The sequence below is a fragment of the Shewanella algicola genome (assembly GCF_014648035.1).
Lineage (GTDB): Bacteria > Pseudomonadota > Gammaproteobacteria > Enterobacterales > Shewanellaceae > Shewanella > Shewanella algicola.
The window spans coordinates 74,209-91,713 of record NZ_BMQI01000015.1 but is presented as its reverse complement, the minus strand read 5'-3'; the positions used below and the strand labels follow the sequence as shown (position 1 = coordinate 91,713).

The 17,505-nt window shown below is 41.6% G+C and carries 16 protein-coding genes, 6 tRNA genes and 1 pseudogene; 18 read left to right on the top strand and 5 right to left on the bottom strand.

Annotated elements, in window-relative coordinates:
* Positions 1 to 163: pseudogene (locus IEY42_RS08640) on the top strand (IS1595 family transposase); the annotation flags it as partial.
* Positions 164 to 355: 192 nt separating this feature from the next.
* On the opposite strand, the gene IEY42_RS08635 reads toward IEY42_RS08640, so the two are convergent.
* Positions 356 to 1,135, bottom strand: coding sequence for a hypothetical protein (locus IEY42_RS08635; protein ID WP_188924872.1), 780 nt, complete (start codon positions 1,133 to 1,135; stop codon positions 356 to 358).
* A 618-nt stretch (positions 1,136 to 1,753) separates the two neighbouring features.
* Here IEY42_RS08635 and cysB point away from each other — a divergent pair.
* Positions 1,754 to 2,728 carry an HTH-type transcriptional regulator CysB gene (gene cysB, locus IEY42_RS08630; RefSeq protein ID WP_188920452.1) on the top strand — a complete coding sequence of 325 codons (975 nt, stop codon included), beginning with the start codon at positions 1,754 to 1,756 and terminating at the stop codon, positions 2,726 to 2,728.
* Between the two features lie 69 nt (positions 2,729 to 2,797).
* Here the strand turns inward: cysB and purN are convergent, their stop codons facing one another.
* Both purN and purM read right to left on the bottom strand, forming a co-directional pair.
* Positions 2,798 to 3,442 (bottom strand): phosphoribosylglycinamide formyltransferase, encoded by a 645-nt coding sequence (gene purN / locus IEY42_RS08625; RefSeq protein ID WP_188924871.1) that lies wholly within the window; start codon positions 3,440 to 3,442, stop codon positions 2,798 to 2,800.
* Complete coding sequence (gene purM / locus IEY42_RS08620; protein ID WP_188924870.1) at positions 3,442 to 4,479, bottom strand: phosphoribosylformylglycinamidine cyclo-ligase; 1,038 nt, start codon at positions 4,477 to 4,479, stop codon at positions 3,442 to 3,444. The genes purN and purM overlap by 1 nt, the downstream gene beginning before the upstream one ends.
* 239 nt (positions 4,480 to 4,718) lie before the next feature.
* On the opposite strand from purM, the gene upp reads away from it, so the two are divergent.
* A complete protein-coding gene (gene upp / locus IEY42_RS08615) occupies positions 4,719 to 5,345 on the top strand; it encodes a uracil phosphoribosyltransferase (RefSeq protein WP_188920446.1) in 627 nt (208 codons plus the stop codon).
* 75 nt (positions 5,346 to 5,420) lie between these two features.
* Here the strand turns inward: upp and IEY42_RS08610 are convergent, their stop codons facing one another.
* A complete protein-coding gene (locus tag IEY42_RS08610; protein ID WP_188924869.1) occupies positions 5,421 to 6,743 on the bottom strand; it encodes a Na+/H+ antiporter family protein in 1,323 nt (440 codons plus the stop codon).
* Between the two features lie 440 nt (positions 6,744 to 7,183).
* On the opposite strand from IEY42_RS08610, the gene IEY42_RS08605 reads away from it, so the two are divergent.
* The gene (locus tag IEY42_RS08605; protein WP_188923326.1) at positions 7,184 to 7,789 is read left to right on the top strand and encodes a peroxiredoxin; all 606 of its coding nucleotides are present in this window, start codon (positions 7,184 to 7,186) and stop codon (positions 7,787 to 7,789) included.
* 167 nt (positions 7,790 to 7,956) lie between these two features.
* Here the strand turns inward: IEY42_RS08605 and rnt are convergent, their stop codons facing one another.
* On the bottom strand, positions 7,957 to 8,619 hold the full coding sequence (gene rnt, locus IEY42_RS08600) for a ribonuclease T (protein WP_188924868.1): 663 nt from the start codon (positions 8,617 to 8,619) through the stop codon (positions 7,957 to 7,959).
* Between the two features lie 185 nt (positions 8,620 to 8,804).
* On the opposite strand from rnt, the gene IEY42_RS08595 reads away from it, so the two are divergent.
* The 14 genes from IEY42_RS08595 (at position 8,805) to IEY42_RS08530 (ending at position 17,463) form a co-directional block, all read left to right on the top strand.
* The gene (locus tag IEY42_RS08595; RefSeq protein ID WP_188924867.1) at positions 8,805 to 9,674 is read left to right on the top strand and encodes a flagellar protein MotY; all 870 of its coding nucleotides are present in this window, start codon (positions 8,805 to 8,807) and stop codon (positions 9,672 to 9,674) included.
* Between the two features lie 1,028 nt (positions 9,675 to 10,702).
* A complete protein-coding gene (gene ybgC / locus IEY42_RS08590) occupies positions 10,703 to 11,104 on the top strand; it encodes a tol-pal system-associated acyl-CoA thioesterase (protein WP_188924875.1) in 402 nt (133 codons plus the stop codon).
* Positions 11,094 to 11,783 (top strand): protein TolQ, encoded by a 690-nt coding sequence (tolQ, locus tag IEY42_RS08585; protein WP_188924866.1) that lies wholly within the window; start codon positions 11,094 to 11,096, stop codon positions 11,781 to 11,783. Before ybgC ends, tolQ begins: the two co-directional genes overlap by 11 nt.
* Entirely contained in the window at positions 11,783 to 12,211 is a 429-nt protein-coding gene (gene tolR, locus IEY42_RS08580) for a protein TolR (RefSeq protein WP_188924865.1), read from the top strand. The genes tolQ and tolR overlap by 1 nt, the downstream gene beginning before the upstream one ends.
* The gene (gene tolA, locus IEY42_RS08575; RefSeq protein ID WP_188924864.1) at positions 12,212 to 13,192 is read left to right on the top strand and encodes a cell envelope integrity protein TolA; all 981 of its coding nucleotides are present in this window, start codon (positions 12,212 to 12,214) and stop codon (positions 13,190 to 13,192) included.
* A 42-nt stretch (positions 13,193 to 13,234) separates the two neighbouring features.
* Entirely contained in the window at positions 13,235 to 14,563 is a 1,329-nt protein-coding gene (gene tolB / locus IEY42_RS08570; protein ID WP_188923263.1) for a Tol-Pal system beta propeller repeat protein TolB, read from the top strand.
* A 23-nt stretch (positions 14,564 to 14,586) separates the two neighbouring features.
* A complete protein-coding gene (gene pal / locus IEY42_RS08565; RefSeq protein WP_188923264.1) occupies positions 14,587 to 15,123 on the top strand; it encodes a peptidoglycan-associated lipoprotein Pal in 537 nt (178 codons plus the stop codon).
* 56 nt (positions 15,124 to 15,179) lie between these two features.
* Positions 15,180 to 15,923, top strand: a complete 744-nt coding sequence (ybgF, locus tag IEY42_RS08560) for a tol-pal system protein YbgF (RefSeq protein ID WP_188924863.1) — start codon at positions 15,180 to 15,182, stop codon at positions 15,921 to 15,923.
* Between the two features lie 358 nt (positions 15,924 to 16,281).
* A tRNA-Lys gene (locus IEY42_RS08555) sits at positions 16,282 to 16,357 on the top strand.
* A gap of 131 nt (positions 16,358 to 16,488) precedes the next feature.
* Positions 16,489 to 16,564: transfer RNA gene (locus tag IEY42_RS08550), tRNA-Lys, on the top strand.
* Between the two features lie 213 nt (positions 16,565 to 16,777).
* Positions 16,778 to 16,853 (top strand) — tRNA-Lys (locus IEY42_RS08545).
* A 121-nt stretch (positions 16,854 to 16,974) separates the two neighbouring features.
* Positions 16,975 to 17,050 (top strand) — tRNA-Lys (locus tag IEY42_RS08540).
* A gap of 130 nt (positions 17,051 to 17,180) precedes the next feature.
* Positions 17,181 to 17,256: transfer RNA gene (locus IEY42_RS08535), tRNA-Lys, on the top strand.
* 131 nt (positions 17,257 to 17,387) lie between these two features.
* Positions 17,388 to 17,463: transfer RNA gene (locus IEY42_RS08530), tRNA-Lys, on the top strand.
* Positions 17,464 to 17,505 lie beyond the last annotated feature (42 nt).

Genomic DNA, 17,505 nt, shown 5'->3' with positions numbered 1-17,505 from the left:
TCAAGGCGCGGTAAAGGCTAAGCAACTTGATTATTATTTAGATGAGTTTACATTTCGCTTCAACAGAAGAAAGTCAGATTCTCGGGGATTATTATTCTACAGGCTGCTTGAACAAGCAGTGCGTTCTAAGCCGATAACGTACCAATCAATTAAAGATCGATAACCACAATATATAGTGGTTGGTTGTGCTAAGTGGATAGCCCTTATAAATAAACAGTATTATAGTGGTTGAACAGAAATGATCAAATGATGATTGTGAAAGAGTGCTGTGCAAGACGATGAATGCCACACAGAGGGTACAAAAAAGCCTCTTAACGAGGCTAATTAGATGACAAACAGATGGAGGTGAACGCCATTACCATTTCTTTTTAGGCTGAAACAGCATGTCGATATCATCCCCTTCTTTCTTCGGTGCAGGGGTATTTGGTTCTGCACGACGCTGGGCACCCATAATTTCATCGAGTAATTGTTTTGCTTCATCAACTTTACGGGCAATAAATGGGTCGTTTGGGGTTTGCGCTTTAATGGTGTGTAAGGTGTTTAATGCTTTGGTCACCATTTGTTTGCTCGAGCCATATTGTTTCATAAAGCAGGCTGCACGAGCACGGCTTATCATCGACTCAACGTTAATTCGTAGCTGCAAATTGTCGATACGCATTTCTTCTTCGGCAAACACTGTAGGGTCAACTTTTCCTTTATTATGCTCAGCGCGCAATATTGCTTTTAGCTTTTTAAGGGTTTTGACTAATTCAAGGATTTGTCTGTCGTTATCGGGCAAGCGAAAGCTTTCGACTGCAGGAACTTGGCTTGGTGAATTTGAAACTGTGGTGATTTGTGCCTTGATATCACCGAGGCGACGTTCATAGTCTGATTTTAATTGACCACTAGCATGGCTTAGCGATTGTTCTAGTGCGTCTTGAATTCGGCGGTAAAGTACTAACATGATGTGGCTGGAGCAAGGTACCATGCCAGTGTTAGATAGCACAGCATCTGTTTCGTCAATAATGGCACGTTGACGAGATACTTCAATACGGCGTTCAGCTTCAGCACGCTCTTTTTGTTGTTGGACAATACTAAAACCAATGATGAGTAATAGCAGTGCACCAATAAGAATTAATACTACAATTAAGGACATAAAGGTTCCATTTTATCGAGGGCCTGTTGATCTTTGCTGGTTAAATTTTGTTCGAGTTAAAAACGTTTTAATCGAGGCGAATGGATTGATGCCTAGTCAACTAAGCAAAATCCTTTCAACAAAGAGTAAAACGTTTTTAGCCGAACCCTTCGGGCAGCGTTTGTTGGCCATTTTTACTGCGCTATCGACTTTTTATGTAGAATAACTACACCTCGAAGTCTCTGCCGCGCAGTTGTATATGTGAGTAATGGCCAACAATTCGCTGCAAAAATAACCTTGAAAGATCAACCGGCCCTAGCATTTAGCAGGGTAAAAGCAGCCAAAATAGTTGGCTTAAAAGTACTTTATATCTTAGCGTATGTTATTGCGGCTGTCGTTGAGTAATAAGTCGTTTTGGTGATAAATCATTAAACAGATCAATTAAACCTTTTATCTAATATCGATATCGCATTGTTACATGGCTTTTTACTTGCTCGTTATTACTGTTTATATTATATTTCACACTAAGTATAACGTTTCGTCATAGTTGAACAGTGGTTCTACTTTGGTGAACCCCAACGATTAAGTTTTCTATTCCGATATTGTGTGGATAGCTAACGGTCAATCAAGGATAAAACCATGAAGCTGCAACAGCTAAGATATATTGCAGAAGTCGTCAAACATAATCTTAATGTATCTACGACCGCTGAAAATCTTTATACCTCACAACCTGGTATTAGCAAACAAGTGCGTATGCTAGAAGATGAACTTGGCATCCAAATATTTGGTCGAAGTGGCAAGCATTTAACCCATGTAACACCTGCCGGTCAGCAAGTTATTGATATAGCAAATGATATATTAAGCAAAGTTGACAGTATTAAAAAAGTATCTGAAGAGTACACCAAGCCAAATCAAGGCGAGTTGAATATTGCGACCACAGATACACAAGCGCGTTACGCATTGCCGCAAATCATTCGTGAATTTATTAAGCGTTATCCTAAAGTCAATTTACATATGCATCAAGGTACTCCGTCGCAGATCAGCGAACAAGCGGCGAGAGGTGATGCTGATTTTGCAATTGCGACAGAAGCCATGCATCTGTATACCGATTTAATTATGCTGCCTTGTTATCACTGGAATCGCTCTATTGTGGTTAAGCGCGATCACCCGCTCGCAAGCAGAACAACAATCAGCATCGAAGATTTAGCTGAACACCCGTTAGTGACATATGTATTTGGTTTTGATAAAGCCTCAGAAATTGAAAAGTCATTTAATCGTGCGAACCTAGACCCACGTGTGGTGTTCAGTGCGACTAGTGCAGATGTGCTTAAAACCTATGTTAGGCTTGGACTTGGCGTGGGGGTGATAGCTTCTATGGCGATTGATCCCGCAGTAGATAACGATTTGGTTGCGATTGATGCCAGTCATTTATTTGCTCACAGTACCACTAAGATTGGTTTTAGACGTGGCAGCTTTTTACGGGGTTACATGTATGACTTTATGCTGCATTTTGCGCCTCACTTAACCCGTGATGTGGTCGAAAAGGCGGTCGCACTGCGTGACCAACAACTGATTGACGAAATGTTTGCCGATATCACATTGCCGGTACGTTAATCCTGACGTAATAAAAAACCTCGCCGCGGCGAGGTTTTTTTATGTTTCAGTCGTGCTGGTTAATTAAAGTTAGTCTGGCGCAAAGCCTGAAGGACCAATTAACTCACCATCTAAAAGCGCATTGCCATTTGTCATTGTTAATCGACCTAAGCTGAACCATTTTACCACCAGTGGGTATATAGCATGTTCCTGCTCGTGTACACGCTCTGCTAGTACAGATGCGTCTTCACCAGGGTAAACAGGGACTTTGGCCTGTAATATCACTGGGCCTGAGTCTAGCTCTGGGATCACAAAATGCACACTGGCACCGTGTTCATTATCACCAGCATCAATGGCACGCTGATGGGTATTTAACCCGGTATACTTTGGTAATAGTGATGGATGGATATTGATCATCTTACCAATAAAACGGCTGACAAACTCATCCGTTAAAATACGCATAAATCCAGCGAGTACAATTAAATCTGGCTGGTATTTGTCTATTGCTGCCAATAAACGAGCATCATATTCACTGCGAGACTCATTTTTGTAAGCGATAACACAACTGGTATCAATTTCGCTATGGTGAGCGCGGATTAAACCATAAGCATCCGGTTTGTTACTGATCACTCCGACCACATCCGCATTGACGTTATCATCACAGCCATCAATAATGGCTTGAAGATTACTGCCACTGCCAGAAATCAGCACAACAACACGACAGCTTTGGTTCATTAGATGATCTCCACTTGCTCTTCGTCATCTTGACGAGTCGCAATTTCACCAATTAACCATGCGTTTTCACCTTCGGCTTTAAGCAGTGCTAATGCCGCGTCAACTTTGTCTGTAGGCAGCGCGATAACCATACCAACACCACAGTTAAAGGTTAGGTACATTTCATGTTGAGCGATGTTACCGTTTTGCATTAACCAGTCAAATACCACAGGCCATTTCCAAGAATCACCTTTGACGACAGCTTTGCAATTGTCAGGTAATACGCGAGGGATGTTTTCCCAGAAGCCACCGCCAGTAATATGCGCCATTGCATGGATTTCTGATTGTTCAATCAGTTTTAATAATGGCTTAACATAAATTTTTGTTGGCTCAAGTAAGTGGTCAATTAATGGCTTACCCGCAAGATCTTGTTTAGGATCTGCTTGGCTAACTTCTAACACTTTACGAATTAACGAGTAACCGTTTGAGTGAGGACCACTTGAACCTAACGCAATTAGCGCATCACCAGCACTCACTTTAGTACCGTCGATGATGTCTGCTTTTTCAACAACACCAACACAGAAGCCAGCAAGATCGTAATCTTCGCCTTCGTACATGCCGGGCATCTCAGCGGTTTCGCCACCAATTAATGCGCAACCAGACTGGAAACAACCTTCAGCGATACCATTAACCACAGAAGTTGCCGTGTCAACGTCAAGTTTGCCAGTGGCGTAGTAGTCAAGGAAGAACAGTGGTTCTGCACCAGATACGATTAAGTCATTAACGCACATAGCAACTAAATCAACACCAACGGTATCGTGCTTTTTGTAATCAATGGCTAAACGTAACTTAGTACCAACACCATCAGTACCAGAAACCAATACCGGGTGTTTGTATTTAGTAGGTAATTCGCAGAGTGCGCCAAAACCGCCTAAATTGCCCATAACTTCTGGACGGCGAGTGCGTTTTACCGCAGATTTAATGTTGCTAACTAACGCATTACCTGCATTGATATCAACGCCGGCGTCTTTGTAACTTAGGGGGGTAGGAGTGCTCACGGAGGATCCTCTAGGGTACATCGTTTTAGGAATTTTATGCGGCAGTATTCTATCAGTTTGTCTCATTGGTCGAAAGCCATGTTTTTACTTTATCCTTAAAAGAAAACGATGAATTGCCTATTTTTTATTGGTTTAGCTCACGATTTACTGCAAATTTGAAACTTTATGTTTTATAGATGAGGTAAATCGACTAACATTTGTCAAATTTGCCTGAAAAGTCGGAAATCTAGGAGAAAGAAATGAAAGTCGTTGAAGTTAAGCATCCACTGGTTCGTCATAAAGTCGGTTTGATGCGTGAAGCGGATATCAGCACCAAACGATTTCGTGAATTGGCCACAGAAGTGGGCAGTTTATTAACCTATGAAGCAACAGCTGATTTTGAAACTGAAACCGTGACCATCGATGGATGGAATGGCCCAGTCAGTATTGAGCAACTAAAAGGTAAAAAAGTCACTGTAGTGCCAATTTTACGTGCGGGTCTAGGCATGATGGACGGTGTATTAGAGCATATCCCTAGTGCGCGTATTTCTGTTGTAGGTATTTACCGCGATGAAGAAACGCTTCAACCTGTACCTTACTTTGAAAAAATTGTTAGTAATGTAGAAGAGCGTATCGCATTAGTGGTTGACCCTATGCTCGCCACAGGCGGCTCAATGATCGCCACGATTGATTTACTGAAAAAGCGCGGTTGTACTTCAATTAAAGCCTTGGTGCTTGTCGCCGCACCAGAAGGGATTAAAGCGTTAGAAGAAGCGCACCCTGATATTGAGCTTTACACCGCAGCAATCGATGAATGCCTTAACGAACAAGGTTATATTTTACCAGGTTTAGGTGATGCCGGTGATAAGATATTTGGTACTAAATAGCACCATTATGATGCCGTAAAAAAATGGGAGCCAGTTGGCTCCCATTTTTTATGAGTTAAGATTATGAGTGAATGGTTACAACACCATTGCGGCTATCCAGCCAAATACAATTAACGGGATGTTGTAATGCACAAATGTCGGGATAACACTGTCGCGAATATGATCATGCTGGCCGTCGGCATTAAGACCCGCGGTAGGGCCTAAGGTCGAGTCTGATGCTGGCGAGCCTGCATCACCCAATGCTGCAGCGGTTCCAACCAAAGCGATGGTTGCTGCAACCGAAAATCCAAAGTTGAGCGCTAATGGCACATAAATGGTCGCAATAATCGGAATTGTCGAAAACGAAGAGCCAATGCCCATGGTAATCAGCAAACCCACAATCAACATTAACAGTGCTGCTAAAGCTTTATTGTCGCCAATAATGTCACCTAAAGATGCCACTAAGGTGCTGACTTCACCGGTAGACTTTACCACCGCAGCAAACCCTGCAGCGGCAATCATAATAAAGCCAATGCTAGCCATCATATGAACACCTTGATTAAACAAGTCTTTACTAATGTCTTGTTTAATAATGCCTGAAAAGCGAAAGATGATAAATCCGCTTAAGGCACCAAAAATCATTGAGTCGGTTTGCAGTTGAACAATTAAGGTCACCACAATGGCCGATATTGAAATGATGATACTTTTGCGGTTAATAACCGGTGTTTGTGTGTCACTCATCACCGGCTGCTCAATCATGTATTGTCTTGGTTTACGGTAGCTAATAAATATGGCCGTTAATAACCCACAAACCATACCTAATGCCGGGAGTAGCATGGCTTGGGGGATCTGCGAGTTGACAGCATTTAAGCCGTTGGTATTTAAGTTAGCCAACAAGATATCGTTTAAGAAAATACCACCAAAACCTATTGGTAAAATCATGTAAGTAGTGACCAAACCAAAGGTTAAAATACACGCAATAAGACGACGGTCGATATTGAGTTTAGAAATTACATGCAATAACGGTGGAATGAGAATAGGTATAAAAGCGATATGGATCGGTAAAATATTTTGTGAAGACACCGCCATCGCTAAAATCGCCACCAATAATAGCCAACGTACCATTTGGGTATTGTTATTATTAGGCTCTTTACCCAGTTTTTTAATAATTGAATACGAGATTAACGTCGTTAAACCTGAGTGTGACAGTGCGGCAGCAAAAGCACCTAATAATGCGTAACTTAACGCGATTTGTGCACCGCCCCCTAAACCATCATTAAAGGCTGCAATGGTTTGATGAATATCTAATCCACCGATTAAACCCGCAACAACTGCACTGATGGTTAATGTTACCACCACATTGATGCGAATAAAGCTTAAAAACAGCATTAAGCAAACCGCGATAACAACCGCATTCATAATCGTAATTCTTTAAAGTAAATGAGACCGCTATTTTTGACTGCTCAATAGTATTTGTCCAGCGCAGATGAAATTTTTAATCGTTGGTGCAGGTTTTACCTGAGTGACTGAATGTTTTTAATACAAATGAGTCAACAATGAATGGTTAAAATTGCGCCCTATAAATAAACAGTCGCACTTGTGTATTAATAGGTCTACATAGATTTTAAAGCGCTTGATAATGATTTTGTCACACGGCACTATTACATTAGTGACTCTGCATGTTTTATTTTTCAGCAGGTAAACTATTTTCAGATGAAATAGCTTATAAGTCTGTGAAATTAACTGTATGGTATATGACTGAATAAGTACCAAAGGTATGAATGTTCGAGTAATGGATGACTATGAAAGAATCTTTGTGCCTTTGTAGCATGTAAAAAGCCATTAAATGGAGATTGATAATGAGCGTATTAGTAGGCCGTCCAGCCCCAGATTTTACAGCCGCAGCCGTTCTTGGTTCTGGTGAAATTGTTGACACATTTAACCTAGCTACCGCAATTAAAGGTAAGCCAGCGGTTATTTTCTTCTATCCACTTGATTTTACTTTTGTATGCCCATCAGAGCTTATTGCTTTTGATCACCGCATGGAAGAGTTCACTAAGCGTGGCGTAGAAGTGATTGGTGTTTCTATTGATTCACAGTTTACTCATAACGCATGGCGTAACACCCCAGTAGACAAAGGTGGTATTGGCCAAGTTAAATACACCCTAGTTGCTGACGTGAAGCATGAAATCTGTAAAGCGTACGATGTTGAGCATCCAGAAGCCGGTGTTGCTTTCCGTGGTTCTTTCTTAGTAGATAAAGAAGGCCAAGTACGTCACCAAGTGATTAACGATTTACCATTAGGTCGTAACGTTGATGAAATGATCCGTATGATCGACGCGCTTCAATTCCATGAAGAGCACGGTGAAGTTTGTCCAGCAGGCTGGTCAAAAGGCGAAGAAGGTATGACTGCAAGCACTGAAGGTGTTGCTGCATACTTAAAAGATAACTCTGCAAAGCTGTAATGCTAAGAGTGTAGCCAATAAAAAAAGCTGCTTCGGCAGCTTTTTTATTGGGTGTGTGTTTCAATTCTAATCATTTTAATACAGGTCGTAATAGATATTGGCTGTAATCGATGGATGCCCATTTAAAAATAGGTTGGTGTAGATATTTATCTTGAGCTTAGGTTGTTTTACTCTGTCTCAGTATTTTCAGCATCAGCACTGATAAGTGGCCAGCCACCAAGCGCTTTCCAACGATTAACGATATGACAAAATAACTCTGCAGTACGTTCAGTATCATAAAGGGCTGAGTGGGCTTCTATATTATCAAAATCAATACCCGCCATCTTACAAGCTTTAGCCAGTACTGTATGGCCAATCGCTAAGCCTGCGAGTGTCGCAGTGTCAAAGCTTGCAAATGGATGAAACGGTGAACGTTTTAAATTATTACGCTCAATGGCTTGATTCACAAAACCCAAATCAAATGCAGCGTTGTGAGCCACGATAATACTGCGATGGCAATCAGCGGCTTTCTGGGCTTTTTTGACTTCTTTAAATATCTCTAAAAAAGCGACTTTTTCATCAACGGCACCCCGAAGCGGGTTAGTTGGGTCGATACCGTTGAATGCCAAGGCTTCGGGTTCTAGGTTTGCACCTTCAAAAGGCTCAATATGAAAATGTAAGGTTTTGTCGAGTTCAATAACCCCATCACTGTTCATTTTCAACATTGTGACAGCAATTTCGAGCAACGCATCGGTTTTGGCGTTAAAACCTGCGGTTTCAACATCAATAACCACAGGGAAATAACCACGAAAGCGGTGTTTAAACTTGTTAGCGTCACAAATATCAGTCATTACAGTCTTTATCCTCAATTGATATCATTTTCAGAGCAAATGATATAAGCCGAGTATTATGCGCAAACTGACGCGCAGTGTCATGTTTGATTGTGTTTTTTATCGGCGATTAAACATAATTGTTTGCTAAAGAAACCCTTAAGCAGGCCGATAGTTACTATGTAATCGATATAAAGGGTGTTTTTATGTGGCGAAAACTGATGGTACTCACAAGTTTGTGTCTTTGCTCAACGGCTCATGCCGATTTGAGACATTATGTTGCGTCTCTTGAAAACTCAGCGTGGCGTGTGGGTGAAAATAACCCAATCGAATGTCGTTTAGAGCATGACATTCCTGATTACGGTCGCGCCGTGTTTACCAGTATTGCAGGTAAAGAACTCAATTTACAATTTACTTTAGATATGTGGTTAAAGCCTGATTCAGTGACCAATGCAACGCTAATCAGTCGAGCGCCTAGTTGGCGACCTGGGCATAACTCTAAAGAAATTACTCAATTAGCTTACCAGAAGCAATTTAATGGAGAAGTGCCCAAAAAAGCTGCGTGGTCAATGTTGACAGAGTTAAGCCAGGGTATGGAGCCGACATTTTATTATGCCGATTGGTATAACCCTAGTTCTAAAATTGCGGTGGGACTGTCATCGGCCAATTTTGGTGGCAAATATCGTGAGTTTCGTTCTTGTTTAGCAAACTTATTACCCTACAGTTTTGATGATATTGCGTTTACGGTACTCAATTACCAAGAGGGTGGTGTGGAATTAACTCGCTTCTCAAAAATGCAATTGCAAAAAGTACAACGTTACTTGTCATTCGACCCTGAGGTAGAACTTGTCTTGATTGATGCTTACACAGATAGTTATGGTGGCCGATCGATAAACCAAAGGGTGTCAGATAAGCGTGCTGACTCCGTTAAAGATATTCTTATTGCCAGTGGCATTCCTCAAGAGCGTATTCACACCGAAGGTCATGGTGAGAAACGCCATGTGGCGGCCAATGATCTAGAGCAAGAGCGCCAAATAAACCGCCGTGTGGTGATTAAGATAACGAAACCAATATAACTACGCTTAACGGCAGATACCAAAGTGATATATATAAACCCAAGCGGCTTACTGCTTGGGTTTTATTTTGTCTGTCGTTCAAGGTTTTAAAGGAGAGTTGATAAAAAAAAGACAAAAAAAACCCACTTAATCCAAGTGGGCTAAATAATTTGCAATCAACAAATTTAAGGAAGGAAGTCAAGCATAAGAACTAGGGTAAACTGAGGTATTGGGTTACATCAGTTTGGAGTTCTTGGTTTTCAACATCTGAATCGGATGTGTCCTGAAAACAAGGCTATAGTAGAATTAAAAAGTGGATTCAGCAAACTAGAAAAATTATGACTTATCATTAGTAAAACTAATGGTTGTAGTGGGGTGGCAATTTAGTAAATCATGCTTAATCGCTTGTTATAGGGGTTTATTAGATTGTTATACACATCTTGTGCATAATTAGTCGGATTAATAAATTGGGGTTAGTGATAATATTTAACAATTGCTGGGTTAGCCATTTGTGGTTGCGCTATTTTATTTAAAATACCCCCTAAAAAGCCGATATATTTGTAGTGCTGCTCTATAAAGAATTGGATAAAATTGACTAACGTCTCACTGATGCATTGTTGTTAGCACTGCAGGTTTATCTATTGTGGTCGGTTAAATTGTTGCTATACGATTAGCTGAGGTTGATTGTCATTCACGCGATAAAGAAAATGAGGGGTTTAGTAGCTGATTGGTCATTACGATGTTGAATGAATTGTCTCATGTCGCCTTCTAACCCAATCGATGTTAAAAATGGCAATTACACTCAAATATTGTTACTGAGTTATTGAGTATAACATGAGGTTTAATCGTACTTTTTTGTGTAAACTTTTGTTAATGATTTGGGTAAATACATTAATAAAGCTTCATCTATTACCGTTCCTGAGGTTTTTCATGTGTTTTAGCGCATTTTGAGCAAAATAAAGTCCTTTTTTCCTCTTAGGCATGATTCACAAGCGTGCAGCTACTCGGTATAGTAAGCCAACTTTTGTCTGTTAAGAATTCGTGTTCTGATTATGTTTGTTTGGCCTATATCAATTTACTATGAAGATACTGATGCCGGTGGTGTTGTGTACCATTCAAACTACTTGAATTTTTTTGAAAGGGCACGGACGCAATGGTTAAAAACGATGGGTGTTCGCCAAGCGAAACTGCTGGCGGAAGATATTGCTTTTGTCGTTAAACATGTCGATATCGATTTTCGTAAAGCAGCAAAATTTGAGCAAGACTTATTGGTTGAATCCAAAGTCGTTGAATTAAAAAAAGCGTCTTTGGTGTTTCACCAACGCTTAGTTGATCATCAAGGTGATTGCTATTGTGAAGCGACAGTTGTTGTCGCGTGTATATCTTTGTCACGAATGCGTCCCCGCGCTATTCCCCTAAATATTGTTCAGGAGTTTGACAGTGCACGCTGAAATTTCATTTATTGGTTTGTTTTTAGAAGCCAGTGTGTTGGTAAAATTGGTCATGTTGACCTTGTTGGCATTATCGATTGCCTCTTGGGCCGTGATCATCCAACGCAACAAATTGCTCAGCTCGGCAAGAGTCAAAGCATTACGCTTTGAAGATACCTTTTGGTCTGGTGTTGATTTAAACCGTCTTTATAAAGAACTTATTGCCCGTGGTAATACAATATCAGGCTTAGAGGCGATGTTTGTTGTTGGGTTTAAAGAATATACCCGTCTCAGTAAAGTCAACAGTAAATCACCAGAAGCGGTGATGGACGGAACATCACGTGCTATGCGTGTGAGCTTGTCGCGTGAGATGGAAAAATTAGAACATCATTTACCTTTATTGGCCACCATTGGCTCAACCAGCCCATATATTGGTTTATTTGGAACGGTGTGGGGGATCATGAATTCGTTTATTGCACTCGGCGCGGTTGAAAACGCAACGTTAGCAATGGTTGCACCAGGTATTGCTGAGGCACTAATTGCCACCGCAATGGGTTTGTTTGCGGCAATTCCTGCCGTTATTGGTTACAACAGATTCACGACTCAAGTTGAAAAGCTTGAGAGCTCATATGCCAACTTTATGGAAGAATTCTCAAACATATTGCAACGTCAAGCGTATAGCGAGAAGGAAGCTGTTTAATGTATCAACGTAAACGTCGTCGTCCGGTTGCAGAAATCAACGTGGTGCCTTACATCGACGTGATGTTGGTGTTGTTAATTATTTTTATGGTTACAGCGCCAATCGTATCGCAAGGTGTCAAAGTAGAGTTGCCGCAAGGCAATGCAGAAACCCTGCCACCAGACAGCAAGCCGCCCATAGTTGCTTCTATTGATGCTGCCGGCGAGTACTTTTTAAACGTGGGCAGTAGCTCAAACTCTGTCGCGATGGATTTAGAACAGGTGTCTACCGAAGTTGGCGCGCTCATTGCGCTTGAGCCGCAAAGGCCGGTAGTGGTAAAAGCGGAACGCTCTATTCCATATGAAAGCGTGATCCAATTAATGATAAGTCTGCAAAGTGCTGGTGTTCCTGCTGTAGGGCTTATGACCGATTCACCGAAGGAGAAATAGGTGTCTGGAAAATCAGATTTAACCGTACCCGTTTCTATTTCTGCTGGTATTCATATCGGAGTTATCGTCATTCTTGCCTTAGGTATTAGTTTTGATGATAAGCCCAAACACATGCAAACGGCCGCTAGCGCACCTGCCGTTCAAGCTATTGTGATTGATCAGCAAAAAGTGAGTGAACGAGTTGAGCAATTAAAGAAACAAAAGCAAGATGCACTACAGCAAGAAAAAACTCGCCAGGCAGAACTCGAACGTAAAGCTTTAGAAGCAAAGCGTGAACGTGAGCGTGAGCAAGAAAAGATTAAAACATTAGAGATCCAGCGCAAACAGAAAGAAGCTGAAACTCAAAAAGCGAATGACGCTGCTAAAGCCGCTCAGGTTAAGCAGCAACAAGAGAAAGAGCGTGCTTTAAAAGCTGAAGAAGTGCGTAAGCAAAAAGAGCGAGAACAAAAAGCGTCTGAAGAAGCCGCCAAGCAAGCAGCTGAAAAACGTAAGCAAGAAGAAGCAGCGGCTAAGAAAGCACAAGAAGATCGCCAACGTGCAGAAGATGAGCGTAAGCGTAAAGAGGAAGCCGAGCGTAAACTACGCGAAGAAGCGGAGAAAAAACGCCAAGCCGCTGAAACCAAAGCACGTCAAGAACGTGAAATGGCCGAGGCAATGGCTGCAGAACAAGACTCGTTGTCAAAAACACGTAATAGACAAGTGTTGTCTGAAGTTGATAAATATAAAGCAATGATTATTGCCACGATTCAACGTAACTTAGTGGTTGATGAATCAATGCGTGGTAAAAGTTGTCGAGTTTTTATTCGCTTAGCACCAGACGGGTTTGTGACCACGGCGCAGACATTAGAAGGTGACCAAGTGGTTTGCCGCGCGGCAAAAGTGTCGATAAATAAAGCGGGGCGCTTACCTGTTTCACCGGAACCTGCTGTTTATCAACAATTAAAAGAAATTAATTTAACGGTTTCACCGGAATTTAATTAGTATCAAACGTAATAAGTGATGGAATTGAGTAAAAGGAGTCGCATGAAGAATTTGGCTAAATGGTTAACACTGGTACTTATTGTGTTAACGGCACCTGCTCGCGCAGCGTTAGATATTGTGATTACAGAAGGTGTGGATGCCGCAAGACCCATTGCTGTAGTGCCTTTTGTTTGGCAAGGGCAAGGGCCTGCTCCTGCGTCTATTTCTGATGTAGTGACATCGGATCTTGCTCGCAGCGGCACATTTAAGTCGTTAGATGTAAGAGCATTGCCACAAACGAGTTTGTCATCAGTAAACGGTTTTGCTGCGCAAAATTGGGCTAATGTCGAAGCGGAAGCGGTTGTTGTGGGTTCTGTAAAGCCTTATGGGACAGATCAGTATTTAGTTAGCTTTGAACTGATTGATTTAGTGAAAGCGCAAAATGTGATCACTAAAGGCCCTGTCAATAACAGTGAGCTTCTACTCGAAAGCCGTGAAACGGTCATAAGTGCTAATCAATTTAGACAATACGGTCACCGAATTAGCGATATCGTCTACGAAAAGTTGACGGGGATTCGTGGTGCATTTTTAACTCGCATTGCTTATGTTGTTGTTAAGCAAGGTCAAAAATCGCCTTATCATTTGATGATTGCCGATTATGACGGTTACAATGAGCAAATGTTATTACGTTCGCCAGAACCATTAATGTCACCAACATGGTCACCTGACGGTCGTCGTTTAGCATATGTGAGTTTTGAGAACAGAAAAGCTGAAATTTTTGTACAAGACATCTACAGTCAAACGCGTACTATGGTGAGTAGTTTCAATGGGATTAATGGTGCTCCGTCATTTTCTCCTGATGGCAAAAAGTTAGCCATCACGCTATCTAAAGACGGTCAGCCTGAAGTTTATGTGGTCGATATTGCGACTAAAAGTTCACAACGCATCACAGATCATTATGCGATTGATACTGAGCCTTCATGGTTCCCAGATGGTAAATCATTGTTATTCACCTCTGAGCGTGGTGGTCGACCACAGTTATATCGCGTGAGTTTAGATACAAAAAAAGTCTCTCGTATGACATTTGAAGGCGAATGGAACCTTGGTGGTTCAATTACTCCTGACGGTCGTAGTATGATTTTTGTAAACCGTACTAATGGTAAGTTCCACATTGCTAGAATGGATTTAGCGACACGCTTTATGCAGGTGCTTTCATCAACTCAGCTTGATGAATCGCCAAGTGTCGCTCCCAATGGCACTATGGTTATCTATGGTACAACCCATCAAGGTAAACAAGTATTAGCTGCTGTTTCTATGGACGGCAGATTTAAAGCAAGATTGCCTGTCGGCCAGGGCGAGGTGAAATCACCAGCATGGTCTCCGTTTCTCTAAATAGATATTGATAAGGATTTAAAATGGATCTGAATAAGTTGTTTAAAGCTATGCTGGTTGCAGTTCCGCTCATGGCACTGGGTGCCTGTAGCTCAACTTCAGACTCTGAAACAGACGCTAGCGGTTCTATGAGTGGTACTGGTAGTGAATATGGTACTGGTGGTATTGAAACTGGTGGTGCTGGCGCAGTGTTAAGCCCGGTTGAACAGCAGCGTTTAAAAGAACAAGAATTACGTCGTCAAAACATTATTTACTTTGATTTTGACCGCAGTGAAGTTCAAAGCGAAAACGCTGAAATTCTTCAAGCTCACGGTAACTATTTAGTAGAAAACCCAAATGTTCGCGTATTGATTGAAGGTCATGCTGACGAACGTGGTACGCCTGAGTACAACATTGCACTAGGCGAACGTCGTGCGAAAGCGATTGCTAAGTACTTACAAGGTATGGGTGTACAACCTAGCCAAATGAGTATCGTAAGCTATGGTGAAGAGAAACCATTAGATTATTCTCGCACAGACACTGGTTTCGGTTTAAACCGTCGTGGCGTGTTAGTTTACTAAGCGTTAAAAATGTAAGGCCAACTGCCAGCGGTTGGCCTTTTTTAGGAGTGGACAAAATGAAACGAGCCATTTTAGTTGCGGCTATGTTCTTTACTACTGCAAGTGCTTTTGCAGCCCCAGCCCCTGTGTCAGATGTGTCTGGTGGTTCGAATGATGATCGAATTGCAAAACTAGAGCGTATTATTAAAGCCAAGCAACAAGTTGAATTTGACATGCAGCGCCGTATGGATGCATTACAAAATGAAGTGTTGGATTTACGTGGCATTACTGAGCAACAAAATTATCAAATGAATCAAATGTTGCAGCGTCAGCGTCAACTGTATGAGGAAATTGCTAATCTTACTGTTAAGTCATCGACACCTGCCGCGCCAACAGCAACTCAAGTTGACCCAACTACCGTTGCAGCGGCAAGTTCAACGTTAGGTGAAACCGGTAGCTACGAAGCTGCGGTCAACTTAGTGTTGAAAGAGCGTAAATATGACGATGCTATCCCTGCATTTCGTGACTTTATTACTCAATACCCAGATTCTAGCTACGCAGCCAATGCCAATTATTGGTTAGGGCAATTGTTATATAATAAAGGTGATAATACTGCAGCTAAACAAGCCTTTAGCACTGTTGTAAGCAAGTTTACAGATTCTAACAAGCGTGGCGATAGTTTGGTTAAACTCGGCATGATTGCTGAGAAAGAAAATGACTCGGCTGGTGCGAGAGCGCTTTATAACAAAGTACTCAAAGAATATGCCGACAGTGCCTCTGCGCGCCTTGCACAGCAGCAATTATCAGCATTGAAAGGTTAATTAAGCCAAAAAACAGCCTCTTAGTCTGTTTTTCATGCAAACAACAAGAAATTATAAATTTGCGCTTGCATGAGAAATTGAAAAAGGTATTATAGGCGCCCTCAGAACGGCATAGCCTTCTGAGGGGTTTAAAAGCGTTAATCATCTCAATGTAGTTTCTGCATCACTAGTGATTAAAGTTTTCAAACTTACCAAATGGGTCGCTAGCTCAGCGGGTCTTGAAACATAGACAGTTGGCTTTTGTTCCAGTGAGCAGTAAAGCTTATAAAAAATAAGATGGGTCGTTAGTTCAGCGGGTCTTGAAACAGAGACAGTTGGCTTTTGTTCCAGTAAGCGATAAAGCTTATAAAACCAAGATGGGTCGTTAGCTCAGTCGGTAGAGCAGTTGGCTTTTAACCAATTGGTCGAAGGTTCGAATCCTTCACGACCCACCACTTTTTAAATCGTGGTTAAAGAATTTAAACGTAATATTAGATTTACCAGATGGGTCGTTAGCTCAGCGGGTCTTGAAACATAGACAGTTGGCTTTTGTTCCAGTAAGCGATAAAGCTTATAAAACCAAGATGGGTCGTTAGCTCAGTCGGTAGAGCAGTTGGCTTTTAACCAATTGGTCGAAGGTTCGAATCCTTCACGACCCACCACTTTTTTAAATCGTGGTTAAAGAATTTAAACGTTACATCAGATTTACCAGATGGGTCGTTAGCTCAGCGGGTCTTGAAACATAGACAGTTGGCTTTTGTTCCAGTAAGCGATAAAGCTTATAAAAACCAAGATGGGTCGTTAGCTCAGCGGGTCTTGAAACATAGACAGTTGGCTTTTGTTCCAGTAAGTGATAAAGCTTATAAAACCAAGATGGGTCGTTAGCTCAGTCGGTAGAGCAGTTGGCTTTTAACCAATTGGTCGAAGGTTCGAATCCTTCACGACCCACCACTTTTAAATCGTGGTTAAAGAATTTAAACGTTATATCAGATGGGTCGTTAGCTTAGCGGGTCTTGAAACAGAGACAGTTGGCTTTTGTTCCAGTAAGCGATAAAGCTTATAAAACCAAGATGGGTCGTTAGCTCAGTCGGTAGAGCAGTTGGCTTTTAACCAATTGGTCGAAGGTTCGAATCCTTCACGACCCACCACTTTTAAATCGTGGTTAAAGAATTTAAACGTTATATCAGATTTACCAGATGGGTCGTTAGCTCAGCGGGTCTTGAAACAGAGACAGTTGGCTTTTGTTCCAGTAAGCGATAAAGCTTATAAAACCAAGATGGGTCGTTAGCTCAGTCGGTAGAGCAGTTGGCTTTTAACCAATTGGTCGAAGGTTCGAATCCTTCACGACCCACCACTTTTTAAATCGTGGTTAAAGAATTTAAACGTTATATCAGATTTACCAGATGGGTCGTTAGCTCAGTCGGTCTTGAAACATAGACAGTTGGCTTTTGTTCCAGTAAGCGATAAAGCTTATAAAACCAAGATGGGTCGTTAGCTCAGTCGGTAGAGCAGTTGGCTTTTAACCAATTGGTCGAAGGTTCGAATCCTTCACGACCCACCACTCCTTGATTTCTTCTCTTCAATATCTACGTGATAGTTCAAA

Coding starts and splice junctions, on each gene's coding strand:
- pal (WP_188923264.1), top strand. CDS start 14,587: ATGGATCTGAATAAGTTGTTTAAAGCTATGCTGGTTGCAGTTCCGCTC.
- rnt (WP_188924868.1), bottom strand. CDS start 8,619: ATGACTGATATTTGTGACGCTAACAAGTTTAAACACCGCTTTCGTGGT.
- tolB (WP_188923263.1), top strand. CDS start 13,235: ATGAAGAATTTGGCTAAATGGTTAACACTGGTACTTATTGTGTTAACG.
- purN (WP_188924871.1), bottom strand. CDS start 3,442: ATGAACCAAAGCTGTCGTGTTGTTGTGCTGATTTCTGGCAGTGGCAGT.
- IEY42_RS08635 (WP_188924872.1), bottom strand. CDS start 1,135: ATGTCCTTAATTGTAGTATTAATTCTTATTGGTGCACTGCTATTACTC.
- IEY42_RS08595 (WP_188924867.1), top strand. CDS start 8,805: ATGTGGCGAAAACTGATGGTACTCACAAGTTTGTGTCTTTGCTCAACG.
- cysB (WP_188920452.1), top strand. CDS start 1,754: ATGAAGCTGCAACAGCTAAGATATATTGCAGAAGTCGTCAAACATAAT.
- upp (WP_188920446.1), top strand. CDS start 4,719: ATGAAAGTCGTTGAAGTTAAGCATCCACTGGTTCGTCATAAAGTCGGT.
- ybgF (WP_188924863.1), top strand. CDS start 15,180: ATGAAACGAGCCATTTTAGTTGCGGCTATGTTCTTTACTACTGCAAGT.
- IEY42_RS08610 (WP_188924869.1), bottom strand. CDS start 6,743: ATGAATGCGGTTGTTATCGCGGTTTGCTTAATGCTGTTTTTAAGCTTT.
- IEY42_RS08605 (WP_188923326.1), top strand. CDS start 7,184: ATGAGCGTATTAGTAGGCCGTCCAGCCCCAGATTTTACAGCCGCAGCC.
- tolR (WP_188924865.1), top strand. CDS start 11,783: ATGTATCAACGTAAACGTCGTCGTCCGGTTGCAGAAATCAACGTGGTG.